The following is a 24,107-nucleotide window of genomic DNA, read 5'->3' on the forward strand; positions in this document are numbered from 1 at the left end:
GCGTCGGGATCACATCCAGGCACGGCGGCCTACCGCTTGATCGCCCCCCGCAACCGCCGCACATCCTGCTCCGACACCGGCGCCGCCCGATTCCCCCACGCACCGCGCACGTAGCTGACCACCGCCGCGATCTCGCCGCTCGTCAGCGCGCCGCGCATCGCCGGCATCCGTTGCACCGGCCCCGGCTTGCCCGGCGCTGGCTGCGCGCCTTCGACCACGATCCGGATCGTGCTGGTCGGATCGGCGGCGAGCACGATCGAACTGCCCGCGAGCGCCGGCCCGTGATCAGGTACGCCTTTACCTTCGGCGCCATGACAGCGTGCACAGAACCCCGCATACACCCCGGCCCCCGGCGCCTGCTGGCCGCCTTCCGGACGCGGGCCCGCAACCGTCAGCCGAGGGACACCGACACCGAGCGGATTCGTCGCGGCAGTCGCTTGCGCGGGCAACGATTTCAGGTACACGGCGATCGCGTGGCGATCGGCATCCGTCAGTAGCGCGGTGCTTTCGCCGACGACCGGCGCCATCGCGCCGAACACCGCGCCGCGCGCCGCATGGCCGCTGCGCAGGAACGCGGCGATGTCGTCGGCCGACCAGCGGCCGAGGCCGTCCGGGTCCGCGCCGGTCAGGTTCGGCGCGAACCAGTGGTCGTTGATGCCGCCGGTCAGGAACGCGGGGCTGCGTTCGTCGTAGCCGCGTTCGTTGTAGGCCGGCCCGCGCGGCGTATGGCATGCGCCGCAATGGCCGAGCCCCTGCACGAGATACGCGCCGCGATTCCATTGCGCCGATTGCGACGGCCGCGGCGTGAACCGGTCGCGGTTCGCGAACGCGAGGCTCCACAGCGCGAGCGCCCAGCGCTGGTTGAACGGAAACGGCAATTGCGTGAGCTTTGCCGCGTTCGGGGACGGCGCGACGCCCCGCATGAAATACGCATACAGCGCGCGCACGTCGTCGTCGGTGAGGTGCGCGAGCGACGGGTACGGCATCGCCGGATACAGCCGGCTGCCGTCCGCGCGCACGCCGCGCCGCAACGCATCGTCGAACTGGCGCAGCGTGTAGTGGCCGATCCCGTGCGTCGGGTCCGGCGTGATGTTCGGCGCATAGATCGGCCCGAACGGCGAATTCACCGGCTGCCCGCCCGCGTACGGCGTATGGTCGGCCGCATCGTGGCACGCGGCGCAATCGCCGGCGAGCGCGAGATAGCGGCCGCGCGCGATCGTCGCGGCGTCGGCGCTCGCGGCAGCCGCCGCGATGACCGGGCGGCGGGCGGTCGAAGCGGAAGCGGCGTCGGGCGGTGGGGGGGATGCCGCGGAAGATGTCGCATCCGCCACTGACGCATCCCGGTCGCGTGACAGTCGACGATCTTCCTTCACGCGAGCGGACATCGATGCGCCGGCATCGGCCTCCGCCGCGCGAATCCGCACGAACCGCCAGCCCGACGCGGGCCCGGGCGCTTCGGCGGCCGACGCGGCGTCTGCCGCATCGGCGGGAGCGGCGGTATTGTCGCCCTGCTGCATATCGCATCCGCAGAGCGCGACGCATACCGCGAGCGCGACCCCCGCGCGGCGGCCCGGCACCTGGAACGGGAACGAAGCGAACGGGATCAGCGCCATGGACTGCAAGGCCCCACGAAAGCGGTGACGATTCCCGTGAACACCAGACCGATCACGAAACCGAGCGCCGCGAGCATGCCGCAGCGCGCGAGAAAGCGCGTGCTGCCGTCGCGCGTCACGGCACGCGCATCGGCATCGTGCCGGCGCCGCCACGCGTACGCGAGCCAGGTCGCGCAGGCCGCGGCCGCCGCGAACGCGCCCGCGGCGATCAGCGCGAGCCATGCGCCGACGTGCGCCCAGCGCGGCGCGGCTTGCGCGACGCCGAGCGGATAGCACGCGGTGGACGCGAGCGTCTCCGACACCAGCATCTGCGCGAACCACAGCGCGGGTGCGCCGACGAGGCCGGCCGCGATCGCGAGCAACGGTGTCCACGCGCGTCGGGCGTCGTTCATCCGGTGCTCCTCAGCCAGAAGGGCGATACGTACAGCGCGGTGAAGATGAACAGCCACACGATGTCGACGAAGTGCCAGTAGAGCCCGCCGACCGTCAGCGCGACGCGTCGTTCGCGGCCGAAGAAGCCGGCGGCCGTCCACGCGGCGAGCAACGCGAGGATCACAAGACCGACCACGACGTGCGCGAGGTGGAACCCCGTGATCGTGAAGTAGAGGCTGCCGTACAGATGCGCGGTCGGGCCATACGGGTGGTCGCGCCATTCGTGCAACTGGACCAGCGCGAACGCGGTGCCGAGCGCCAGCGCGACGACGAGCAGCGCGACCGCGCGCGCCTGCCGGTCGGCTCGCACCGCGCGCTCGGCGAGCCACACGAACACGCTGCTCGACAGCAGCACGACCGTGTTGGCGGCCGCGAGCCCGATCTTCGGCATCCCTTCGGGCGGCCACGGCGCGGACCACTGCGACTGCAGGTAGAAGTAGCAGAACAGCAGGTAGCCGAACAGCCCGGCCTCGGTCACGATCAGCGTGAGCACGCCCCACCAGCCGCTCGCGCGTTCGCCGCAACTACCGATCGGCAGCGGCTCGATGCACGCGGCCGGCGCGCCGGCCGGCACCGTCGCCGACGGCGGTTCGTCCGGATGACGCCCGACGACCGCAGCGGGCGCGTGCGTGTCGGCGCGGGCCGGCGGGCGCGCGCGCTGCCCGAGTTCGCGGCGCGGCCACAGCCATGCGGCGGTGGCGATCGCGCAACCGGCGTCCGCCGCGCAGACGAGCGTCGGCGAGCGCGCGAGCATCGCCGCGAACACGGCGGTCGCGAGCAGCGCGAGCACGAACGGCATGCAACTGTCTTCGGGCATCTTCAGGATCGCGCTCGGCGCGGCGGCGAGCGGCGTGACCGCGAGCGCCTCGCGCCCGTCCGCGAGCCGGTAGCCGACCCGCAGGCTGGTGCGCGCCGGATCGTCGCGCGTTTCCCACAGCGGATGCCGCGACGCGACGAGCGGCAGCACCGCGAAGTTGTACACGGGCGTCGGCGACGCGACCGACCATTCGAGGCCGGCCGCGCCCCACGGATTCTCGCTGGCGCGCACGCCGCGCTTCGCGCTCACCAGCGCGTTGACGACGAACATCACGATGCCGATCCCGAACACGAACGAGCCGATCGTCGTCAGCAGGTTCGACGTGTCCCAGCCCATCCCGGACGGATAGGTATAGATGCGCCGCGGCATCCCGAGCAGCCCGGAAATGTGCATCGGGAAGAAGCCGAGGTTGAAGCCGACCAGCACGACCCAGAAGGTCCAGCGGCCGAACCGCTCGTTCATCATCCGCCCGGTGAATTTCGGGAACCAGTACGCGACGCCGCCGAGTACCGGAAACACGTTGATGCCGAGCAGCACGTAGTGCAGGTGCGCGACGACGAAGTACGTATCGGTGAGCTGCCAGTCGAGCGGCACGGCCGCGGTCATCACGCCGGACACGCCGCCGATCACGAACATCAGCACGAAACCCGCGAAATACAGGAACGGCGTGCGGAACACGGGGCGGCCGGTCCAGATCGTCGCGATCCACGCGAACACCGCGACCGCGCTCGGAATCGAGATCAGCATGCTCGCGGCGCCGAAGAACGCGAGCGCGAGCGGCGCGATGCCCGTCGCGAACATATGGTGGACCCACACCTCGAAGCCGATCAGCATCGTCGCGACCGTCGACACCGCGACGGCCTCGTACGCGACGAGCGGCCGCCGGCAGAAGGTCGGCAGCGCGTCCGACACGATCCCCATCGCCGGCAGCACGACCACGTAGACCCACGGGTGCGCGAACATCCAGAACAGGTGCTGCCACAACAGCGGACGGCCGCCGTGCGCGACGTCGAAGAAATGCGTGCCGGCATTGCGGTCGAGCCACAGCAGCAGGAACGCGAGGCTCACCGACGGCACCGCGACCAGGTTCGCGACCGACGCGGTCAGCGTGCCCCATACGATGATCGGCACCCGGTCGATCGACATGCCGTGCGCGCGCATCCGCAGTAACGTGACGACGAAGTTCGCCGCGCCGCCGGTCGTCGAGATGCCGAGCAGGATCATCCCGAGCGCGTAGATGTCGATGTTCGCGCCGGCGCTGTAGTCGAGCGACGTGAGCGGTACGTAGTTGAACCAGCCGCCGTCGGGCACCGCGCCGAGCGGAAAGCTCGCGTACAGGAACAGTCCGGCGAACAGGAACGCCCAGTACGAGAACGCGTTCAGCCGCGGGAACGCCATGTCGCGCGAGCCGAGCATCAGCGGCCACAGATAGTTCGCGAAGCCGGACAGCACCGGCAGTGCGTACAGGAAGATCATCGTGACGCCGTGCATCGTGAACAGCGAATCGTATTGCGCGGGCGTGAGCAGCGTCGCGTTCGGCCGTGCGAGCTGGATGCGCATCACGAGCGCCTCGACGCCGCCGAGCAGCAGGAACACGAACGCGGTGACGATGTAGCGCAGCCCGATGCGCTTGTGATCGACGGTGCCGAGCCAGCCGCGCCAGCCGGCTTGCGATTCCCACAGCTCGGCCAGCGCGCGCTCGTGCGCGGAGCCGGGCGGCGCTTCGCCGAGATCGGGTACGCGGCTGAGCGGGGCGGGCGTGTCGCGGGCAATGGCCATCGGCATCCTCGGTTCAGTGCAGCGTCGCGAGATACGCGGCGAGATCGTCGGCGTCGCGCGGCGCGAGCGCGATCGACGGCATCAGCGATTGCGGTTTGATCTGCTGCGCATGCGCGATCCAGCGGCGCAGGTTGTCGGGCGTGTTGTCGAGCGTGCCGGCCGCGAGCAGCCGGCGCGTGCCGACGTGCGTGAGATCGGGGCCGGCATCGCCCGTCGCGTCGGTGCCGCGCACCGCGTGGCAGCCCGCGCAGCGCGCGGCGAACACGCGCTGGCCGCGGCGTTCGGCGCCGGCGCTCGCCGCGGGGGCTTGGGCCGGTTGCCGCTGCGCGGCGAGCCATGCACGAAACGCATCCGGCGGCTCGGCCACGACTTCGAACGCCATGTGCGCGTGCTGCGCGCCGCAGTATTGCGAGCACTGCCCGCGGTAGATGCCCGGCCGGTCGGCCTGCAGCCATTGGCGGTTGGTCTGGCCGGGAATCGTCTGCGTCTTGCCGGCAAGTTGCGGCACCCAGAACGCGTGAATCACGTCGGCGCTTTTCAGTTCGATCGCAACGGGCTCGCCCACCGGAATATGAATCTCGTTCGCCGTGACGAAGCCCGGGCCGCCCGCATCGTCCGGATAACGAACGGCCCACCACCAGTCTTGCGCGGTCACGTCGATCGTCAGCGCGGGCGGACGCGGCGGCGCCGCGATCGCGCCCAGCACGCGCAGCATGTATACGAGCGCGCCGAACAGCAGCAGGATCGAGATCGCGGTGCCGACGGTCACGATCGCGAGGCCGCTGCCGTAGCCGCCGCCCTGCGCGCGACGGCGAAACAGCGCGATCAGCAGCAGCACCGCGATCGCGACGCAGACGAACATGCACAGCGCGAGCAGCGCCCAGCCGAGCACGAAGACCGGCTGCGCGGCAGGGCCGGCCGCGTGCACGACGTACGCGAGCGGCAGCGTCGTGGCCGGGTTGCCGGGCTCGGCAGGCTCGGCGGCCGCGTGCGCGACGATCGGCGCGACCGCCCACGCGAACGGCGCGATGCAGGCGATACGACGCGTTTTCCTGGACAGCGCGACGAGCAACACGACTCCTTGCCGCATTCGGCGGCGTGACGATAGCCGTTCGCGGCAGAGCAAGTTTCGTGCGCATGACGCTCGTGCGTATGCAGCCTTGGGGGGGCGGAATGGGGCGCGCCACGGCGACTGCGTTACAGCCGGCTTGTAAATTGGGTGGGCGTTCGCGGCAAGTGCCCGGGAGATACGGCTCGCGTGGACGGACGGCATACCGTTTGCTACGTCGATCCCGTTCCGGCACGCATGCCGCATGCCGGCCCTCATCGCAGAACGGGAGGAACCGACCGTGAAGACCGTCGCGATCACCGGCGCGAGCGCCGGCGTCGGCCGCGCGACCGCCCACGCATTTGCACGGCTGGGCGCGAACGTCGCGCTGCTCGCCCGCGACCCGCACGCGCTCGACGACACCGCGAGCGAGGTACGCGCGTATGGCGTCCAGGCGCTGCCGATTGCCGTGGACGTCAGCGATGCGGCCGCGCTCGACGCGGCGGCCGAGCGGATCGAAAACGAACTCGGGCCGCTCGACGTGTGGGTCAACAACGCGATGGTCACCGTGTTCGCGCCGTTCGACGAAATCTCGCCGGAAGACTATGCACGCGTGACGGCCGTCACCTACCTCGGTTGCGTATACGGCACGCGGGCCGCGCTCGCGCGGATGGCCCCGCGCAACCGCGGCACGATCGTGCAAGTCGGCTCGGCACTCGCGTACCGGTCGATTCCGCTACAGGCGCCGTATTGCGGCGCGAAACACGCGATCCGCGGCTTCACCGACGCGCTGCGCTGCGAGTTGCTGCATGCGCGCAGCCGCGTGCGCGTGACGATGGTGCAGTTGCCGGCGATCGACACGCCGCAGTTCGACTGGGCCGAATCGGTGCTGCCGCACGCGCCGCGTCCGGTCGCGCCGGTCTATGCGCCGGAAGTGGCGGCCGATGCGATCGTGCACGCCGCCCGGCATCCGTGCCGCGAGCGCTGGGTCGGCTGGTCGTCGCTCGCGGCGATCGTCGCGAACGGCGTCGCGCCCGGCTGCTTCGATCGCTATCTCGCGCGCACCGCCGTACGCGGCCAGCAGCGCGCGGCGCCGGCCGGCCCGCGCGTATCGAACCTGTGGGCGCCGGTGCCGGGCCGGCATGCGACGCGTGGCACGTTCACCGACGAAGCACACCGCACGGGCGCCGAGGCAGGGCTCGGCGCGTCGCGCGCACTGGCATTCGGCGCGGCCGTCGCGGTGCTCGCGGCTGCGTGTGCCGCCGCACGTAAATGGCGCCGGTGAGCGCGATGCGGATCGAGGATTACGCGCTTGTCGGCGACGGTCGCAGCGCCGCGCTCGTCGCGCGCGACGGCAGCATCGACTGGCTGTGCTGGCCGGACTTCGATTCGCCGCCGTGTTTCGCCGCGCTCGTCGGTACGCCGGACAACGGCCGGTTCCGGATTGCGCCGCGCGAGCAGGATGCCCGCACGACACGCCGCTATCTCCCGCGCACCGCGATCCTCGAAACGACGTTCGAAACGTCGTCGGGCCGTATCTCGATCACCGACTGGATGAGCTGGAACTCGCGCGATCCGTGCCTGATCCGCAGTGTGCGCGGCGAGCGCGGGACGGTCGACGTCGACGTCGATCTCGGCGTGCGCTTCGATTACGGCAACGCGCTGCCGTGGTGCCGGCCTTTCGGCCGCCGCTGGCGGATGATGACGGGCGGCGATGCGATGTGGGTCGACACCGATGCGCGGCTCGACGTACAGAGCGACCGGCTGGTCGGCACGCGACGGATCGCGGTGGGCGAGCGGGTCGATTTCTGCATCAGTTACGCGCGCTCGTTCGACCCGGCGCCGGCCGTGCCCGATGCAGACGCGTCGTTGCACGACACGCAGGCGTTCTGGCGCGGCTGGTCGGATTGCAACGCCGCCGAGGGCCCGTATCGCGATGCGATCGAGCGCGCGCTGATCACGGTGAAATTGCTGTCGAGCCTGCGCACCGGCGGCATCGTCGCGGCGCCGACCAGTTCGCTGCCCGAGCGCTTCGGCGGCAAGCGCAACTGGGACTACCGGTTCTGCTGGCTGCGCGATGCGAGCTTCACGCTGCACGCGCTCGTGCGCTGCGGTTATCGCGACGAAGGCGCGCGCTGGCGCGACTGGCTCGTGCGCGCGATCGCCGATCATCCGTCGCAACTGCAGGTGCTGTATGCGGCCGACGGCGGCCGGCGCGCGGCCGAGTGGGAAGCCGCGCATCTGGCCGGCTACGAAGGCGCGCGGCCGGTGCGCTTCGGCAACGCGGCGGCCGACCAGTTGCAGCTCGACGTGTACGGCGAAGTGCTCGGTGCGCTATATCAGGCGCGCCGACACGGGCTGCCGCCCGACGACGACGCATGGACGCTCGAGCGGCGCCTGCTCGAACATCTCGCGACGATCTGGCGCGAGCCGGACGAAGGCATCTGGGAAGTGCGCAGCGGCCGGTATCCTTTCACGTCGTCGAAGGTGATGGTGTGGGCCGCGGTCGAAAGCGCGTACCGCTCCGCGCGCGCATTCGGTCACCGCGCACCGCTCGACGTGTGGCGGCGCTGGGCCGACGCGGTGCGCGCGGAAGTGCTGGAGCGCGGCTATCACGCGACACTCGGCCGCTTCGTCGATCGCTTCGACGGCGACGGCATCGACGTCAGCCTGTTGCTGATTCCGTTGACGGGGATGCTCGACGCGTCCGACCCGCGCGTCGTGGCGACGGTCGCCGCCATCGAGCGCGAGCTGATGGACGACGGCTTGCCGTTCCGCTATCGGCCGCCGCGTTTCGCGGACGGCTGCGAAGGCGACGAAGGCGCGTTTCTCGCGGCCGGCTTCTGGCTCGTGCAGGTGTACCGGATGCAGGGGCGCGACGACGACGCGCACGCGCTGTTCGAGCGGCTGCTCGGCCTGCGCAACGACGTCGGGCTGCTGTCCGAGGAATACGATGTGAAAGCGCGGCGCATGTGCGGAAATTTTCCGTTCACGCTCGCGCACGTCGGGCTCGTGAACGCGGCGCTCGCGCTGCAGGGCGACGGGCGGGACGACGTCGACATCGGCTAGGGTGCCGCGCCGTCCCGCACGCGCGTCTTGCTTACGATTCGCTTTTCCCTCCCTTGCCTCGCTTGTCGCCGTGTTTGTCGGCGTGTTCGCCATTGCCCGGCAGCACGGCCGACAACACCTGCCGCGCGGTCTCGACGATCACGTTGCCCTCGCGCGGATCGCCTCTCACCAGCGTTTCGGCGAAATGCTTCGCCTGCTGCAACGTCACGTGCGGCGGCAGCGGCGGCACCTCGGGGTCGCTTTTCACCTCGAGCACGACCGGCCGATCCGACGCGAGCGCTTCGTCCCACGCGGCGCCGAGCTGTTCCGGATCGTCGACGTAGATGCCCTTGAGGCCGAGCAGCGTCGCGAAGCGGTAGTACGGCACGTTCGGAATCTGCTGCGATGCGTCGAACTTCGGGTCGCCTTCCATCACGCGCTGCTCCCACGTGACCTGGTTCAGGTCCTCGTTGTTCAGCACCATGCAGATCCAGCGCGGGTCGGGCCACTGGCGCCAGTATTTCGCGACGGTGATCAGCTCGGCCATGTTGTTCATCTGCATCGCGCCGTCGCCGACCATCGCGATCACCGGGCGCACCGGATACGCGAACTTCGCGGCGATCGCGTACGGCACCGCGGCGCCCATCGACGCGAGCCCGCCCGAAAGCGACCCCATCATCCCGCGCCGCATCATCAGGTCGCGCGCGTACCAGTTCGCGCAGGAGCCCGAATCGCTCGTCAGGATCACGTCGTCGGGCAGGCGTGGCGACAGCTCGGTAAACGCGCGCTGCGGGTTTACGCCGCGTCCGGCGCTCGCCTTCGCGGCCGCGCGCGCCGCGAGCGTCTCGTGCCAGTCATCGTTCCATTTCGCGATCCGGTCGCGCCACGCGGTGTCGCGGCGCTCGTTCAGGAGCGGCAGCAGCGCGCGCAGCGTCTCGGCGCTGTCGCCGACCAGGTTGACTTCCATCGGGTAGCGCAGGCTCAGCATGTCGGCCTTCAGGTCGATCTGCACACCGCGCGCCTGGCCTTCCTTCGGCAGGAATTCCGAATACGGAAAGCCGGAGCCGACGACCAGCAGCGTGTCGCATTCGGTCATCAGCTCGTAGCTCGGCTTGGTGCCGAGCAGCCCGATCGAGCCGGTGACCCACGGCAGGTCGTCCGGCAGCGCGGCCTTGCCGAGCAGCGCTTTCGCGGCGCCCGCGCCCAGCCGGTCGGCCACCGCGATCACCTCGTCGGTTGCCTTCAGCGCACCGGCGCCGATCAGCATCGCGACTTTCGACCCCGCGTTGAGCACGTCGGCCGCGCGTCGCAGGTCGTCCGCATACGGAACGACTTTCGGCGCGGTATAGCCGACCCCCGAATGCACGGTGCCGTGCGCGCGCTTGGGCGGCGCGTAGTCGAGTTCCTGCAGATCGTTCGGCAGCACGAGCGCGGTGACCGCGCGCGCGCCGAGCGCGGTGCGCACCGCGCGGTCCACCAGATGGCGCACCTGGCCCGGCACCGTCGCAAGCTGAACGAATGCGCCCGCAACGTCCTTGAAAAGCGCGGGAAGATCCACCTCCTGCTGATAGTGGCCGCCGAGCGCCGCGCGCGCCTGCTGGCCGACGATCGCGAGCACCGGCATGTGGTCGAGCCGCGCGTCGTAGAGGCCCGTCACGAGGTGCGCGGCGCCTGGGCCCGACGTCGCGACGCACACGCCGAGCTCGCCTGTAAATTTTGCATGCGCGGACGCCATGAAGGCCGCCATCTCCTCGTGGCGCGCCTGGATGAATTCGATCTTGCCGTCCGCGCGGTTCAGCGCGCCGAAAAAGCCGTTGATGCCGTCGCCCGGGTAGCCGTAGATGCGGCGCACGCCCCAGTCGTACAGCCGTTCGACGATGAAATCCGCCACTGTCGCCATGCCGTTTCTCCTTGGTTGGGATGAGCCGATGGGAGGCGCTCGCGCAAGGCACGTGCCGCCCCGCGTGGCGTCGGGCACATCGGTTGCACGCGATGTCCGCAAGCCAATAGCAAGCTGACCGGAGCGCAACGATGGCACTTTCCGCCGCGCCGGCGATCGACGACGTGCGCGCCCGCGCGTACCGCGTGCCGACCGACCGGCCCGAAGCCGACGGCACCTACGCATGGACCGCGACGACGGTCGTCGTCGTCGAGATCGACGCGGGGCCCGTGACGGGGCTCGGCTATACGTATACGGACGCCAGTGCCGTACCGCTCGTGACGTCGCTGCTGGCCGGCGTGTTGCGCAAGCGGCCGGTGGCGGACATCCCGGCCGCGGTCGATGCGTTGTGGCGGGCGGTGCGCAACATCGGCCGCGGCGGGATCGCGGCGACCGCGATTTCGGCGCTCGACGTCGCGCTGTGGGACGCGAAGGCGAAACTCGCCGACGTGCCGCTCGCGGTGCTGCTGGGCCGCGTGCGCGAACGCGTGCCGGTATATGGCAGCGGCGGTTTCACGACTTACGATGCACCGACGCTCGTCGCGCAGCTCGACGGCTGGCGCGCCGAACACGTACGCGCGTGCAAGATCAAGATCGGTGTGGAAGATGTGCGCGACCTGTCGCGCGTGCGCGCGGCGCGCGACGCGCTCGGGCCCGGTGTCGACCTGTTCGTCGATGCGAACGGCGCGTATGCGCCGCGCACCGCGCTCGCGTTCGCGCAGGCCGCCGCCGATTGCGACATTCGCTGGTTCGAGGAGCCGGTCAGCAGCGACGACGTCGCCGGGCTGCGGTTCGTGCGGGAGCACGTCGGCCCGCGGGTTGACGTCGCGGCCGGCGAATACGCGTATACGCCCGACGATTTCCGGCGCTTGCTGGAATGCCACGCGGTGGACGTGCTGCAGGCCGACGCCACGCGCTGCGGCGGCGTCAGCGGCTTTCTCGCGGCCGCGGCGCTGGCCGATGCGTATCACGTCGACCTGTCCGCGCACTGCGCGTCCGCGCTGCACCGGCACGTCGGCTGCGCGGCGCGGCGCCTGCGTCACGTCGAATGGTTTCACGATCATGTCCGCCTCGAGCGGATGCTGTTCGACGGCGCGCCGACGCTCGTCGACGGCGCTTTGGAAATCGACGCGACGCGCACGGGGCTCGGCCTCGAATTGCGCGCCGCCGATCTGCTGGATTTCGCGTGCTGAATACGGACGAGGAGGAACGATGCGACACCCCCGACGTCGCGCCGCCGAGCGTGACAGGTTGCTGGCCGACGCCGCACGGTTGCTCAATCGCAGCGCGCTGCTGCTGGCCGGCTCGGTGCTCGCCGACAGCGGCGTCGAGCACTATCGCGGCGCCTTCCACAATCGCGCGATGCTCGCGCCGCTCGCGATGTCGACGCTGTCGGTGATCGTGAGCGTGCACGGTCACGCGGACGACACGCCCGAGCGTCATCGGTTGCGCGACGCGGTGCACGTCGCGTCGGCCGCGGTGGGCGTCGCCGGCTCCGCGTTCCACCTGTACAACGTGACGAAGCGGCCGGGCGGATTCAGTTGGCACAACCTGTTCTACGGCGCACCGCTCGGCGCACCGTTCGCGCTTTTGCTGTCCGGCACGCTGGGCGCGGCGGGCGAGCGGCTGCGCGAGAGCCCGGCCGATGCGCCGCGGCTCGCCGGACTGCCGGCCGGGCGCGCGCTGGCCGGGCTCGTCACGGCGGGGCTCGTCGGCACGCTCGGCGAAGTCGGGCTGCTGCATTTTCGCGGCGCGTTCCAGCATCGCGCGATGTTCGCGCCGCTCGTCGTGCCGCCGGTGGCCGCGCTGGCGACTGCTCAACTCGCGCTGTCGCGTCCGTGCGCCGAGCGGCGCTTCTGCCGCGGGTGGCTGCGCGCGACGGCCGTGCTCGGGTTCGTCGGCGTCGCGTTCCATGCGCGCGGCGTCGCGCGGCAGATGGGCGGCTGGCGCAACTGGTCGCAGAACCTGCTGTCGGGTCCGCCGCTGCCGGCGCCACCGAGCTTCACCGCGCTCGCGATCGCAGGGCTTGCCGCGACCGCGCTCGCCGAACGGGAGGCGTCATGAGCGACGCAAGCCGCAAGCCCGTCGGGTTGCCGCGCTATCCGGGTTACGACGTGCTCGCGAAGCGCGACTCGCCGTCGTGGAACGATGCGACGCGGCGTGCGATCGATGCACGTCTGCGCATCGCGGCCAATGCACCACGCCATCTCGATGCCGAACGATTTGCGTCGCTCGCGGCGTTGTGCGCGCGCATCGTGCCGCAGCAGGCGGGCGGCGCTGACGCGATCCCGACCGCCGCATTGGTCGACGCGCGGCTCGCCGCCGACGACGGCGACGGCTATCGCGATGCACGCCTCCCGCCGCTGCGCATCGCATGGCGCACGGGCCTCGCCGCACTCGACGCGATGGCGCGGCACGCGCATGGCTGCGCGTTCGCGGCGCTCGGCGCACGCGACGCCGATGCGTTGCTGCACGCGGTGCAGAAAGGCCGCATCGATCCGCAGGTCGCGCCGGCCTGGGCCGGCATGGACCCGCACACGTTCTTCATGAAGCGCGTGCTGATGGATATTTGCGGCGCGTATTACGGCCATCCGTTCGCGTGGAACGAGATCGGCTTCGGCGGCCCTGCGAGCCCGCGCGGCTACGTGCGAATGGATTTCAACCGACGCGACCCGTGGGAAGCGGAAATGCGCACGGTGGAGGGCGATCGCGATGGCCGCCGATGAACCGCTGTCCGCTCCGACGCCGCGCGGCCGCGACGGTCGTGCGCCCGATCCGTTGCGCGTGGGCGGCTGGTCGCCGATGCGGATGTTCCGCGACGACGACGCGGTCGACTTCGTGATCGTCGGCACCGGCGCCGGCGGCGGCACGCTCGCGTGCAAGCTCGCCGAATACGGTTTTTCGGTCGTCGCGCTCGACGCGGGCGCGTGGTGGCGGCCGCTCGAGGAATTCGCGTCGGACGAAACGCATCAGCACAAGCTGTTCTGGACCGACGAGCGGATCTGCGACGGCGCCGATCCGCTGACGCTCGGCACCAACAACAGCGGCCGGGCGGTCGGCGGCAGCACCGTGCATTTCGCGATGGTGTCGCTGCGGTTCCGGCCCGAGTGGTTTCGCTCGCGTAGCGCGCTCGGCTACGGCGTCGACTGGCCGCTCGACTGGCGCGAGATGTGGCGCTACTACCGCGAGGTCGAACAGGCGCTGAAAATCAGCGGGCCGGTGAACTACCCGTGGGGGCCGCCGCGGCCGCGCTATCCGTATCGCGCACACGAACTGAACGCGGCCGCGCTCGTGCTCGCGCGCGGCGCCGAGGCGATGGGCATCGACTGGACGCCGACGCCGCTCGCGACGCTCTCCGCGCCGCGCGGCCGCGCGCATCCGTGCGTGTATCGCGGCTTCTGCATCGCCGGCTGCGCGACCAACGCGAAACAGAGCGCGCTCGTCACGTGGATACCGCGCGCGGTCGCGGCCGGCGCCGAAGTGCGCGATCTCGCGATGGCGCTGCGGATCGACGCCGAAGGCGATCGCGTGACCGGGGTGCACTACCGGCGCGACGAACGTACGCGGTTCCAGCGCGCGCGCAACGTCGTCGTCGCCGGTTATGCGATCGAGACGCCGCGCCTGTTGCTGCTGTCCGCGAACGGACGCCATCCGCAGGGGCTCGCGAACAGCTCGGGCCTCGTCGGCCGCTACCTGATGGCGCAGCTCAACCAGGCGTCGTGGGGGACGATGGACGACGAAGTGCGCTGGTACAAGGGGCCGCCGTCGCTGTCGATCACCGAGCACTGGAACTACGCGGACGAAGGCAAGGATTTCTTCGGCGGCTATTGCTGGATGAGCCAGGGGCCGCTGCCGATCGAATGGGCGCGCAAGGTCGCCGCGCGCGGGCTGTGGGGCGATGCGCTCAAGCGCGAGATGGCGCGCTACAACTTCCAGGCCGGCCTGAAGATCGTCGGCGAGACGCTGCCGCGCGCGGACAACCGCGTGACGCTCGCCGACGAACGCGACGCGTTCGGGCTGCCGGTCGCGCGCGTCACCTATTCGTACGACGACAACGACCGCCGGATGATCCGCCATGCGCTCGCGCAGATGGGGCGTTCGCTGGAAGCGGCCGGCGCACGGGACATCTGGCACGAGGAGGACGACACGTGCCATCTCGCGGGCACCGTGCGGATGGGCGGCGACCCGGCGACGAGCGTCGTCGATGCCGACTGCCGTAGCTGGGACATCCCGAACCTGTGGGTGTGCGACGGCTCGGTGTTTCCGACGGTCGGCGGCGTGAATCCGTCGCTGACGATCCAGGCGATCGCGTGCCGTACCGCCGACCGCATCCGAGCGCTGGTCGCGCGCGGCGAGGCCCATGCGCGTGCGCGATGGCGATGAATTGCGCGGCGCAGCTCCGCTGGCGGCCAATACGACGTGCGCGTGCGAGCCACGATGCCGCACCCGCTCCATTCACTTTCTTGTCGAGGATTCGTCTCATGCCTGCATTCAACCGTTCATTCATACGCCGCGGTGCAGCCTGCGTGCTGCTGGCGGCGTGCGCATCGGCGCTGCCGGCGGCGGCACAGTTGCGCCCGCCCGATCCCGCCAGCGTGCCCGACACGTCCACGCAGGCGTTCAAGCGCGCCGACCGAAAGATGATGGAAGCGATGGAGGGCGCGCCATACACGGGCGACGCCGACCGCGATTTCGTCGCGCACATGGCGCCGCATCACCAGGGCGCGATCGACATGGCGCAGGTCGAGCTCAAATACGGCAAGGACCCGACGCTGAGGCAGCTCGCGAGCCGGATCGTCGCCGCGCAGCGCGACGAGATCGCGTTGATGGAGCGCTGGCAGAAGGAGCACGGCAAGACGCCGTGAACCGCGATGCGAGACGTCGATACGCGGCCGGCTGTACCGGCGGTTCAGCATTCGGCAAGCGGCGAAACCGGCCCCGCGCCGACGCAATGGCCGCCAGCACGGTAGTCGCGGCAGGAGGCACGATGCATGGACGACAAGCGTGTGGCAGAAGATCGCTCGATCGACAGCGTGGCCGACTACATGACCGTGATCGGCGCGCAGCGGCAGACGATGGCGCTGCGCCTGTTTCGTGGCCAGTGCAACGCCGGCTGGCCGCTCGTGCCGGGTATCGCGCGGCAGCGCGCGTCGCCCGACGTCGAAGCGCGGATGCTCGACGAATTCATGCGGCGCGCGCTGCCGCATCTCGAACCCGGACAGAACCTCGATGCGTGCGACTGGCTTGCGCTCGCGCAGCAGCACGGGATGCGCACGCGCCTGCTCGACTGGTCCGGCAACGCGCTGGCCGCGCTGTGGTTCGCGGTGAGGCGCGCGAGCGAATCGGGTGGAGACGGCGTGGTGTGGTGCCTGTCGCACGACGCCGACGACATCGCGACGGCCGCCGAACGGCGTGCGCCGCTGGAGGTCACGCGCACCAAGGTGTTTCGGCCTCGCCACGTGATGCCGAGGATCACCGCGCAGGATGGCTGGTTCACGATTCACCGTTATGACGCGCGTGACGAGCGCTTCGTGCCGCTCGACGAGGACGCGGATCTCGCCGGCCGCCTCATGCGGATCGTCGTGCCGGGCGCCCGGTTCGCGACGATCCGGCAGGAGCTTGCGGGCGTCGGCGTGAGCATCGCGACGATCTTTCCGGATCTCGACGGCATCGCGCAACTGACCGACACGCGCTATTTCCCGGGCGACGAGGACACGCACGCGCCGCGGTAAAGCGCGCACCGGCGTTGGGGGGGCAGGCACGCGTAATGCTGGGCTCGACGGCGCGTACACACGGGACCGCCCCCCAAGCCTCCAGTTTGCGACCGGTTCGCGGCGGGCGATGCGGCGGCTCCCGCGCACATTCCAACAAATCATCGAATCCGGAGGCTTTCATGCGCGAACCCAACGAACCACCGAGCGATCGTCGCGACACGGCGTGCGGGCCCGGTGCCCGTTCCCGGCCGGCCGGGAACACCGTCACCCGCGCGTTCGAACGTTTTGCGTCGGGCGTGACTACCTGGGCGGGCTCACCGGTGGCGTTCGGCAGCGCGGTCGCCATCACCGTGCTGTGGCTCGCGAGCGGGCCGGTGTTTCACTACTCCGACGCGTGGCAGCTCGTCATCAATACCGGCACCACGATCATCACGTTCCTGATGGTGTTCCTGTTGCAGCGCAACCAGAATCGCGACAGTGTGGCGTTGCACCTGAAGCTCGACGAACTGCTCGCGGTCACGCGCGCGGCGAGCGACCGGCTGATCGGGATCGAGGATGCGTCGGAGGAGGAATTGCGCGCGTTGGCGCAGACCTACGTCGAAATGGCGCAGCGCGCGGCCGAACGCGGCGAGGACGAGCCGGGCGAGAAGCGTGCGGAAACGGCCGACGCGCCGCCCGAATCTTGATCGTCGGATCGTCTGGTCTTCCGATCGAGCGATGCGCGACCCGATGATTTTTCAAACGCTTGTCGTTTCTGGCGCCGCCTCGCGGCGCGAGCGCGTGCACGCGATGCGCGCAGCGGGGAACGACATGTGCTGCATACCGAAACGAAGCCCGGTCGTTCCGGGTATTGCCTACGGTGCTTCCATGAACTCCAGAACTCCTTCGAATCCGCTGTTGAATCTTGCGGTGGCCGTCGCCTGCGGGGCGGCCGCGATGTACTTCCTCGATCCGTCGTCCGGCCGGCGTCGCCGTGCGTATCTGCGCGACAAGGCGGTGGCCGGGCGGCACGGCGTGGCCGACTACACGAATGCGCAGGTGAAGCGGGCGGCCGACCATGCGCGCGGCGCGATCGCCGGCCTGCGGGCCGACTGGCTCGCGGGCGATGCGAACGACGTGCAGGTCGCCGAGCGCGTGCGTGCGGCGCTCGGCCGGCTCGTCGGTCGCCCGCGCGACATCGACGTGAGTGTCGAGCACGGCAACGTGTGCCTCACCGGACAGGTCGAGGAGGCCGAACGGCAGGCGCTGATCGACGGCGTCGCCGCGCTGCAGGGCGTGCATCACGTCGAGGACGCGATGGGCGCGCGCAGCGAATACAAGGCGCCGCCCAACGGTCATTCGCACTGACGCGGCCGCGGCTGCCCGCCTCGGCGGGGGCCGGCGAACGAGTACGACACGCATTCGGCGCACGCACGGCCGCCGGTACGACGGCAGCCTGGCGCCTCAACCGGAGCAAGCCTATGACGGATCGCCAGCCCGATACGACATCCCCGCCGCCCGAGCCCGGCGCGCACGACGCGCTCGAACACCTGCTCGGCAGCTTGCATCGGCACGGCTTCCTGCGCTTCGCGAACGAGGTCGTCAGCGCGAACGCACGGCTCGCCGACACGTTCGTCGACGCGCTCGACAAGCCCGGCATGCAGAGTGGCATGCAAAATCTGGCGATGCTGGTGACGGCGCTGTCGCGTATTCCGCCGGAACAGTTCGGTCGCGCCGCGTTCGCGGCGGCCGACGCGCTGCATCACGTCGGCGCGTGGCAGCCGGGGCAGCACGCGCATGTCGCGCCCGGCGTGAGCGGCATTTATCGGCTGTTGCACGACGAGGCGCTGTGGGATGCGCTGACGCCGCTGCTCGAAGGGTTGAAGGTGTTCGCGCAAGGGCTCACGCGCGATCCGCAGCCGCCGGCCGCCGGTCTCAACGAGACGACGAAAGACGCGTGAGCGCGTCCGGGTCCGGTTGCGGGCCGCTGGCGACACACAGGCCCGCGAACTGACGGATGATGCGCTGTGTCGGCGCGCTTGCCGGCCAGTGCGCCACCGCGTCGATGCCGACCCAGCGGCACAGCGCTATTTCACGTCCCGGGCACGCGTGCGCGCCGCGCGGCAGGCTCGCGACGAAGACGTGATGGCGTTTCACGCTGCCGTCCACGTAGAAGAAATACGCGAGTTCGAGATCGGCAAGCCCCGTTTCCTCCCGAAGTTCGCGATGCGCGGCGTCGAGCGCCGATTCGCCGCGCCGGATCACGCCGCCCGGCAGCGTCCACCGCGACGACCGCCCGCGCGCGACCAGCAGCACGCGCCGGTTGCGAAGGCAGACGATCGTGGCGCGTTCCTTCGCCAGCGGCGCGAGCGGCACCGCGCGAACAGGGAAATCGGACGGGTCGGGTAGCGTCATGCAGGGCAAGCGGCCGGTGATTGAAAGATCCATGCGCTTGTGCCGCAACGTGCGTGCCTGCGTCGCGGTCGCGCGGAGCCGCGTGTGAACGTTTCGGCCGAACCTGTCGATCGTCGCCCGCGATTTTTCAACGGCTTGTCATTTCTGCCGCCGTTTCTTGCGGCCGATTCGGGCGCGTGGACGGGGCGAGGCGCGGCGATCACGCGTCGCCGTGTTCGCCGTGTTCGCCGGATGGCGGACGATGGGGCGGCGTCCCGTTTTCCGTTCCGTCCGGTTTGCCTTCGGCGGGGTCGCGCGCACTGCGCGGCGGTGGCGTGCTCGTGCCGCGGCGCTTGCCCTCGGGGCCGGGCGTGCTGTCGCCGCGATCTTCATCGCGTGTGTCGGTGTCGAGTGAGGTCGAGCGTGTCATGGTTCGCGAGTCCTGTCGGGGCCGTTGAAGCGTACGGATCGCGCATCGGACGTGCCGCGGTCGAACGAAGCACGTCGGCGGGCCCGCTGCTTGCTTGATCGCGCGCTTGAGGTCGGCGCGGGCAATGACGCTCGCGCCCGCCGCCAGGAGCCCCGTTTCATGCCCGATGCGATCTTGTTCCCGTTATCCGTTCGTAAGCGATCCGGCGTCGTGCTCCGGCGCGCGATGACGCCGGGACGGTACGGCGCCGGCCAGCCGGACGCGCTTGCGTCGGCAATGGCCGGCGTCGTACCGTCGACGCCGCTGCGCGTGCCGTGGCCGGCGTTCGAGCGCCGGCCTGCCGCCGTCGCGCGGGCGGGTGACGGTCAGTCCGGCGCCGGCGGCTCGGGCGCCGCGCCGGGCGGCAACGGCGAGCGGCCGACCGACGCGCCGGGCGGCGGGGGCGGCGATCACCATCCGCACGACGATCGCGGCGGCCGCACCGGCGGCGACGGCGACGGCAACGGCAACAACGGCGAAGGCGAACGCAAACGGCCCGGCAAGAAGCCGTTGATCATCCTCGGCGCGGTGGTGTTGGCGCTGCTCGTCGGCGGGCTCATTTGGTGGTTCGCCACGCGCAACCAGGAAAGCACCGACGATGCGTACACCGACGGCAACGCGGTCGCGGTCGCGCCGCACGTGTCCGGCTACGTGACGCGGCTGGCGGTCGACGACAACACGTTCGTGCGGCGCGGCGACGTGCTCGTCGAGATCGATCCGCGCGACTACCGCGCGCAGGTCGACGCCGCGCAAGCGCAACTCGGTCTCGCGCAGGCGCAGCTCGACGCGGCGCGCGTGCAGCTCGATATCGCGCGCGTGCAGTATCCGGCCCAGTACCGGCAGGCGCGCGCGCAGATCGAATCCGCGGAAGCCGCATACCGGCAGGCGCTCGCCGCGCAGGAGCGGCAGCGCACGGTCGATGCGCGCGCAACCTCCCAGCAGGCGATCGACGCGGCCGACGCGCAGCGCGCGGCCGCCGATGCGAACGTCGCGATGGCCCAGGCCCAGGCGCGCACCGCGAGCCTCGTGCCGCAGCAGATCCGGCAGGCCGAGACGGCCGTCGAGGAACGCCGCCAGCAGGTGCTGCAGGCGCGCGCGCAGCTCGAAACGGCCAACCTGAACCTGTCGTACTGCGAGATGCGCGCGCCGTCCGACGGCTGGGTCACGCGGCGCAACGTGCAACTGGGCTCGTTCCTGCAAGCGGGCACGTCGATCTTCTCGCTCGTCACGCCGCGCGTGTGGATCACCGCGAATTTCAAGGAGTCGCAGCTCGAGCGGATGCGCGTCGGCGACCGCGTCGACGTGTCGGTCGACGCATATCCCGATCTCGATCTGCACGGCCACGTCGACAGCATCCAGCTTGGCAGCGGCTCGCGCTTCTCCGCGTTCCCGACCGAGAACGCGACCGGCAATTTCGTGAAGATCGTGCAGCGCGTGCCGGTGAAGATCGTGCTCGACGGCCCGCTGCCGAACCGTCCGCCGCTCGGTCTCGGCCTGTCGGCCGTGCCGACCGTCCACCTGAAATGACCGGTCGCCGTGCCGCGGCCGGTGTCGACCGGAGCGATCCGATGCCCGATACCCGCATGCCGTTTCCACTTGACGAGGCCCGCCGATGAACCGGCCGCCCGAGCGCAGCGGCGCATCCGACGGCGCATGGCGCCCGGCCGCGAACCCGTGGCTCATTGCGATCGTCGTCACGCTCGCCGCATTCATGGAAGTGCTCGACACGACGATCGTCAACGTCGCGCTGCCGCACATCGCCGGCACGATGTCGGCGAGCTACGACGAGGCGACCTGGACGCTCACGTCGTATCTGGTCGCGAACGGCATCGTGCTGCCGATCTCGGGGTTCCTCGGGCGCCTGCTCGGCCGCAAGCGCTACTTCCTGCTGTGCATCGCCGCGTTCACCGTGTGCTCGTTCCTGTGCGGCGTCGCGACCAACCTCGGCGAACTGATCGTGTTTCGCGTGCTGCAGGGGCTGTTCGGCGGCGGGCTGCAGCCCAACCAGCAGTCGATCATCCTCGATACGTTCCCGCCCGCCCAGCGCAACCGCGCGTTCTCGATCTCGGCGATCGCGATCGTCGTCGCGCCGGTGCTCGGGCCGACGCTCGGCGGCTGGATCACCGACCATTTCTCGTGGCGCTGGGTGTTCCTGCTCAACGTGCCGATCGGCGCGCTGACCGTGCTCGCGGTGATGCAGCTCGTCGAGGATCCGCCGTGGCGGCGCGGCGCCGAACGCGGAATTTCCATCGACTACATCGGCATCGGGCTGATCGCGATCGGGCTCGGCTGCCTGCAGGTGATGCTCGATCGCGGCGAGGACGAGGACTGGTTCGGCTCGAACTTCATCCGCGTCTTCGCCGTGCTGTCCGTGCTCGGGCTGGTCGGCGCGACGCTGTGGTTGCTGCGCACGAAGAAGCCGGTGGTCGACCTGTCGTGCCTGCGCGACCGCAATTTCGCGCTCGGCTGCGTGACGATCGCGACGTTCGCGGCCGTGCTGTACGGCAGCGCGGTGATCGTGCCGCAGCTCGCGCAGCAGCGTCTCGGCTACACGGCGACGCTCGCCGGCCTCGTGCTGTCGCCCGGCGCGCTGCTGATCACGCTCGAGATTCCGATCGTGAGCCGGCTGATGCCGCACGTGCAGACGCGCTATCTGGTCGGCTTCGGCTTCGTGCTGCTGTGCGGTTCGCTGATCTATTCGCGCACGCTGGTGCCGGACATCGACTACACGCACCTGATGATGATCCGGTGCGCGCAGTCGCTCGCGATCGGCTTCATGTTCGTGCCGATCACGACGCTCGCGTACCTGACCGTGCCGCAGCGGCTCAACGACGACGCGTCCGCGCTGTTCACGATGTTCCGCAACGTCGCGGGCTCGATCGGCATCTCGGTGTCGACCGCGCTGATCCGCGAGCGCACGCAGGCGCGCATGGCGCATCTGTCCACGCACATGTCGACGCTGTCGCAGAACTTCCGGGATACGCTGCAGGAGAACGCGCGCGCGGTGAGCGCGCTGACCGGGGCGCCGCCTTCGTCCGCGCTGCAGACGGCCACCGGGCGGCTGTACGAGACATTCATCGCGCAGGCGACGATCCTCGCGTATATCGACGTGTTCGCGATCCTCGCGGTGTTCTGCGCATTCAGCATTCCGCTGACGTTCCTGTTCTCGCCGGCGAAGGCCGCGGGCGGCGCGGGAGGGCACTGACATGCGCCTGTATCGAAACAACCGTAGCCGTCGCCTGAACCACTCCATCGTGTGCCGCGCGGTGACGCTATTCGCGGGATGCGCCATTGTCGCGGGCTGCACCGTCGGCCCCGACTACAAGCCGCCGCAAGCGGACGTTCCGGACACCTGGCATGCGATGCGGGCGGACGGGCAGGCGGCGGCCTCCGCGTCCGGCGCAGCCGCACGATCGTCGCCGACGGTCGATGCAGATCCCGATCCGCGCTGGTGGCGCGCGTTCGGCGATCCGCTGCTCGATCAGCTCGTCGAGCGCGCGGCGCACGACAACCTCGACGTGCAGGCCGCCGTGCTGCGCATCGCGCAGGCGCGCGCGCAGGTTCGGGCCGCTGCCGCACAGGGTTTGCCGGACGTGCGCGCGAATGCGAGCTACCAGCGCGAGCAGCTCGGCCTGAAAGGCATCGTCGAGGAGCAGGGCATCGACCAGCGCGTCGATCGTCTCGGCGCGCCGGGCTCGCCGCTCGACCGGTTCGGGCCGGGCACCGGCGCGAGCGTGCAGCAAGGCGCGCGCGGCGCGCTCGATGCGCTCGAATCGCCGGTCAACCTGTGGCAGGCCGGGTTCGACGCATCGTGGGAGCTGGATCTGTTCGGCCGCGTGCGCCGCTCGGTCGAAGCGGCCGGTGCGCAGACGCGCGCGGCGGTCGCGAGCCGCGACGATGCGCTGCTGTCGCTCGAGGCCGAAGTCGCGCAGACCTATCTGCAACTGCGTGGCGCGCAAGCGCAGCGCGCGCTGGCCGACGATCTGCAACACGCGCAGCGCGAACTGCGCGACCTGACGCGCGAGCAGGCCGCGCACGGTCTCGCGAGCGATCTCGACGTGCGCAGCGCGGACGCGCGGCTCGCGCAGATCCGCGCGCAACTGCCGCAGTTCGACCAGCAGATCGTGCTGCTGCGCAACGGTCTCGCGTATCTGGTCGGCGGCGCGCCGGGCGCGCTCGACGACTGGCTTGCCGCCCCGCGCGCGTTGCCGGACGTGCCGCCGACCGTGCCGGTCGGCCTGCCGTCGACGCTCGCGCGCCGGCGCCCGGACATCCGCCGCGCGGAGGCCGAACTGCATGCGGCCACCGCCGACGTCGGCGTCGCGGTCGCGCAGTTCTATCCGGACATCTCCCTGACGGGGCAGGTCGGCCTGCGCGCGTCGCACGTGCGCGAGCTCGCGCACTGGTCGCACCTGTTCTATGCGTTCGGGCCTGCCGTGTCGCTGCCGATTTTTTCCGGTGGCGCGCTCGTGTCGAACTTGCGGCTGTCGCAGGCGCGCCAGGCCGAAGCGGCGCTGGCCTATCGGCAAACCGTGCTCGTCGCGCTGCGCGACGTCGACAATGCGCTGGCCGTGTACCGCACCGACCAGGCGCGCGCGGCCGCGCTCGACGATGCGGTGCGGGCCGAACAGGGCGCGCTGGACCTCGCGCGCGATCGCTACCGGAAGGGGTTGTCGCCGTTCCTCGACGTACTGGACGCCGAGCGGCAATGGTCCGAGGGCCGGCAGCAGGCCGAGCAGGGCGCATTGCAGACGACTACCGATCTCGTCGCGCTGTACAAGGCACTTGGTGGCGGATGGCAGGCGGGCACCAACACGAACACGAACACGGACGCGGGTATGAGTCCGGATGCGGCACGCGTGCGATAGTCGCAAA

General features: G+C 70.5%; 21 protein-coding genes. 14 read left to right on the top strand and 7 right to left on the bottom strand.

Annotated features, from left to right (window positions below):
* Positions 1-29 precede the first annotated feature (29 nt).
* The 4 genes from QZM72_RS01410 to coxB are packed head-to-tail and all read right to left on the bottom strand — an operon-like array spanning position 30 to position 5,713.
* Positions 30-1,613, bottom strand: coding sequence for a cytochrome c (locus tag QZM72_RS01410; protein WP_301736928.1), 1,584 nt, complete (start codon positions 1,611-1,613; stop codon positions 30-32).
* Positions 1,604-2,005: a cytochrome C oxidase subunit I gene (locus tag QZM72_RS01415; protein ID WP_301736929.1), complete on the bottom strand. Its 402-nt coding sequence runs from the start codon at positions 2,003-2,005 to the stop codon at positions 1,604-1,606. Before QZM72_RS01415 ends, QZM72_RS01410 begins: the two co-directional genes overlap by 10 nt.
* On the bottom strand, positions 2,002-4,641 hold the full coding sequence (ctaD, locus tag QZM72_RS01420; protein WP_301736930.1) for a cytochrome c oxidase subunit I: 2,640 nt from the start codon (positions 4,639-4,641) through the stop codon (positions 2,002-2,004). Before ctaD ends, QZM72_RS01415 begins: the two co-directional genes overlap by 4 nt.
* A gap of 13 nt (positions 4,642-4,654) precedes the next feature.
* Positions 4,655-5,713 carry a cytochrome c oxidase subunit II gene (gene coxB, locus QZM72_RS01425; RefSeq protein WP_089471703.1) on the bottom strand — a complete coding sequence of 353 codons (1,059 nt, stop codon included), beginning with the start codon at positions 5,711-5,713 and terminating at the stop codon, positions 4,655-4,657.
* Between the two features lie 277 nt (positions 5,714-5,990).
* Between coxB and QZM72_RS01430 the strand changes: the two genes are divergently transcribed.
* Both QZM72_RS01430 and QZM72_RS01435 read left to right on the top strand, forming a co-directional pair.
* Positions 5,991-6,974, top strand: a complete 984-nt coding sequence (locus QZM72_RS01430; protein WP_089471702.1) for an SDR family oxidoreductase — start codon at positions 5,991-5,993, stop codon at positions 6,972-6,974.
* A gap of 5 nt (positions 6,975-6,979) precedes the next feature.
* Positions 6,980-8,758 (top strand): glycoside hydrolase family 15 protein, encoded by a 1,779-nt coding sequence (locus tag QZM72_RS01435; RefSeq protein ID WP_301736931.1) that lies wholly within the window; start codon positions 6,980-6,982, stop codon positions 8,756-8,758.
* Between the two features lie 31 nt (positions 8,759-8,789).
* Here the strand turns inward: QZM72_RS01435 and QZM72_RS01440 are convergent, their stop codons facing one another.
* Positions 8,790-10,637: a thiamine pyrophosphate-requiring protein gene (locus QZM72_RS01440; RefSeq protein ID WP_301736932.1), complete on the bottom strand. Its 1,848-nt coding sequence runs from the start codon at positions 10,635-10,637 to the stop codon at positions 8,790-8,792.
* Between the two features lie 131 nt (positions 10,638-10,768).
* Here QZM72_RS01440 and QZM72_RS01445 point away from each other — a divergent pair, with 131 nt between their 5' ends.
* The 9 genes from QZM72_RS01445 to QZM72_RS01485 all read left to right on the top strand — a co-directional run bounded on the left by QZM72_RS01445 (position 10,769) and on the right by QZM72_RS01485 (position 18,330).
* Positions 10,769-11,869, top strand: a complete 1,101-nt coding sequence (locus QZM72_RS01445) for an enolase C-terminal domain-like protein (protein ID WP_301736933.1) — start codon at positions 10,769-10,771, stop codon at positions 11,867-11,869.
* Positions 11,870-11,888: 19 nt separating this feature from the next.
* Complete coding sequence (locus QZM72_RS01450; RefSeq protein WP_301736934.1) at positions 11,889-12,740, top strand: hypothetical protein; 852 nt, start codon at positions 11,889-11,891, stop codon at positions 12,738-12,740.
* Positions 12,737-13,402 carry a gluconate 2-dehydrogenase subunit 3 family protein gene (locus QZM72_RS01455; RefSeq protein ID WP_301736935.1) on the top strand — a complete coding sequence of 222 codons (666 nt, stop codon included), beginning with the start codon at positions 12,737-12,739 and terminating at the stop codon, positions 13,400-13,402. The genes QZM72_RS01450 and QZM72_RS01455 overlap by 4 nt, the downstream gene beginning before the upstream one ends.
* Complete coding sequence (locus tag QZM72_RS01460) at positions 13,389-15,059, top strand: GMC family oxidoreductase (protein WP_301736936.1); 1,671 nt, start codon at positions 13,389-13,391, stop codon at positions 15,057-15,059. Before QZM72_RS01455 ends, QZM72_RS01460 begins: the two co-directional genes overlap by 14 nt.
* A 98-nt stretch (positions 15,060-15,157) precedes the next feature.
* Positions 15,158-15,541 carry a DUF305 domain-containing protein gene (locus tag QZM72_RS01465; protein ID WP_301736937.1) on the top strand — a complete coding sequence of 128 codons (384 nt, stop codon included), beginning with the start codon at positions 15,158-15,160 and terminating at the stop codon, positions 15,539-15,541.
* Positions 15,542-15,667: 126 nt separating this feature from the next.
* Positions 15,668-16,408, top strand: a complete 741-nt coding sequence (locus QZM72_RS01470; protein WP_301736938.1) for an FRG domain-containing protein — start codon at positions 15,668-15,670, stop codon at positions 16,406-16,408.
* Between the two features lie 161 nt (positions 16,409-16,569).
* Positions 16,570-17,076, top strand: a complete 507-nt coding sequence (locus QZM72_RS01475; protein WP_089471279.1) for a low affinity iron permease family protein — start codon at positions 16,570-16,572, stop codon at positions 17,074-17,076.
* Positions 17,077-17,257: 181 nt separating this feature from the next.
* Entirely contained in the window at positions 17,258-17,737 is a 480-nt protein-coding gene (locus QZM72_RS01480; RefSeq protein ID WP_301736939.1) for a BON domain-containing protein, read from the top strand.
* 113 nt (positions 17,738-17,850) lie between these two features.
* Positions 17,851-18,330, top strand: coding sequence for a DUF1641 domain-containing protein (locus QZM72_RS01485; protein WP_301736940.1), 480 nt, complete (start codon positions 17,851-17,853; stop codon positions 18,328-18,330).
* Here QZM72_RS01485 and QZM72_RS01490 read toward each other — a convergent pair.
* Positions 18,305-18,784 carry an NUDIX hydrolase gene (locus QZM72_RS01490; RefSeq protein ID WP_089471282.1) on the bottom strand — a complete coding sequence of 160 codons (480 nt, stop codon included), beginning with the start codon at positions 18,782-18,784 and terminating at the stop codon, positions 18,305-18,307. The genes QZM72_RS01485 and QZM72_RS01490 overlap by 26 nt on opposite strands.
* 199 nt (positions 18,785-18,983) lie before the next feature.
* Positions 18,984-19,193, bottom strand: coding sequence for a hypothetical protein (locus tag QZM72_RS01495; protein WP_301736941.1), 210 nt, complete (start codon positions 19,191-19,193; stop codon positions 18,984-18,986).
* Positions 19,194-19,352: 159 nt separating this feature from the next.
* On the opposite strand from QZM72_RS01495, the gene QZM72_RS01500 reads away from it, so the two are divergent.
* The 3 genes from QZM72_RS01500 to QZM72_RS01510 all read left to right on the top strand — a co-directional run bounded on the left by QZM72_RS01500 (position 19,353) and on the right by QZM72_RS01510 (position 24,100).
* Entirely contained in the window at positions 19,353-20,759 is a 1,407-nt protein-coding gene (locus QZM72_RS01500; RefSeq protein WP_301736942.1) for an HlyD family secretion protein, read from the top strand.
* Between the two features lie 85 nt (positions 20,760-20,844).
* A complete protein-coding gene (locus QZM72_RS01505; RefSeq protein ID WP_301736943.1) occupies positions 20,845-22,437 on the top strand; it encodes a DHA2 family efflux MFS transporter permease subunit in 1,593 nt (530 codons plus the stop codon).
* Position 22,438: 1 nt separating this feature from the next.
* Positions 22,439-24,100 carry an efflux transporter outer membrane subunit gene (locus tag QZM72_RS01510; RefSeq protein ID WP_301736944.1) on the top strand — a complete coding sequence of 554 codons (1,662 nt, stop codon included), beginning with the start codon at positions 22,439-22,441 and terminating at the stop codon, positions 24,098-24,100.
* The last annotated feature ends 7 nt before the right edge of the window (positions 24,101-24,107 follow it).

This window comes from Burkholderia sp. AU45388, from assembly GCF_030481585.1.
Taxonomy (GTDB): Bacteria; Pseudomonadota; Gammaproteobacteria; order Burkholderiales; family Burkholderiaceae; genus Burkholderia; species Burkholderia sola.

Bases quoted from the DNA above. Each gene is read 5' to 3' on its own strand.
- QZM72_RS01410 (WP_301736928.1), bottom strand. From the start codon at position 1,613: ATGGCGCTGATCCCGTTCGCTTCGTTCCCGTTCCAGGTGCCGGGCCGC.
- QZM72_RS01415 (WP_301736929.1), bottom strand. From the start codon at position 2,005: ATGAACGACGCCCGACGCGCGTGGACACCGTTGCTCGCGATCGCGGCC.
- ctaD (WP_301736930.1), bottom strand. From the start codon at position 4,641: ATGGCCATTGCCCGCGACACGCCCGCCCCGCTCAGCCGCGTACCCGAT.
- QZM72_RS01435 (WP_301736931.1), top strand. From the start codon at position 6,980: ATGCGGATCGAGGATTACGCGCTTGTCGGCGACGGTCGCAGCGCCGCG.
- QZM72_RS01440 (WP_301736932.1), bottom strand. From the start codon at position 10,637: ATGGCGACAGTGGCGGATTTCATCGTCGAACGGCTGTACGACTGGGGC.
- QZM72_RS01445 (WP_301736933.1), top strand. From the start codon at position 10,769: ATGGCACTTTCCGCCGCGCCGGCGATCGACGACGTGCGCGCCCGCGCG.
- QZM72_RS01450 (WP_301736934.1), top strand. From the start codon at position 11,889: ATGCGACACCCCCGACGTCGCGCCGCCGAGCGTGACAGGTTGCTGGCC.
- QZM72_RS01455 (WP_301736935.1), top strand. From the start codon at position 12,737: ATGAGCGACGCAAGCCGCAAGCCCGTCGGGTTGCCGCGCTATCCGGGT.
- QZM72_RS01460 (WP_301736936.1), top strand. From the start codon at position 13,389: ATGGCCGCCGATGAACCGCTGTCCGCTCCGACGCCGCGCGGCCGCGAC.
- QZM72_RS01465 (WP_301736937.1), top strand. From the start codon at position 15,158: ATGCCTGCATTCAACCGTTCATTCATACGCCGCGGTGCAGCCTGCGTG.
- QZM72_RS01470 (WP_301736938.1), top strand. From the start codon at position 15,668: ATGGACGACAAGCGTGTGGCAGAAGATCGCTCGATCGACAGCGTGGCC.
- QZM72_RS01475 (WP_089471279.1), top strand. From the start codon at position 16,570: ATGCGCGAACCCAACGAACCACCGAGCGATCGTCGCGACACGGCGTGC.
- QZM72_RS01480 (WP_301736939.1), top strand. From the start codon at position 17,258: ATGAACTCCAGAACTCCTTCGAATCCGCTGTTGAATCTTGCGGTGGCC.
- QZM72_RS01485 (WP_301736940.1), top strand. From the start codon at position 17,851: ATGACGGATCGCCAGCCCGATACGACATCCCCGCCGCCCGAGCCCGGC.
- QZM72_RS01490 (WP_089471282.1), bottom strand. From the start codon at position 18,784: ATGACGCTACCCGACCCGTCCGATTTCCCTGTTCGCGCGGTGCCGCTC.
- QZM72_RS01495 (WP_301736941.1), bottom strand. From the start codon at position 19,193: ATGACACGCTCGACCTCACTCGACACCGACACACGCGATGAAGATCGC.
- QZM72_RS01500 (WP_301736942.1), top strand. From the start codon at position 19,353: ATGCCCGATGCGATCTTGTTCCCGTTATCCGTTCGTAAGCGATCCGGC.
- QZM72_RS01505 (WP_301736943.1), top strand. From the start codon at position 20,845: ATGAACCGGCCGCCCGAGCGCAGCGGCGCATCCGACGGCGCATGGCGC.
- QZM72_RS01510 (WP_301736944.1), top strand. From the start codon at position 22,439: ATGCGCCTGTATCGAAACAACCGTAGCCGTCGCCTGAACCACTCCATC.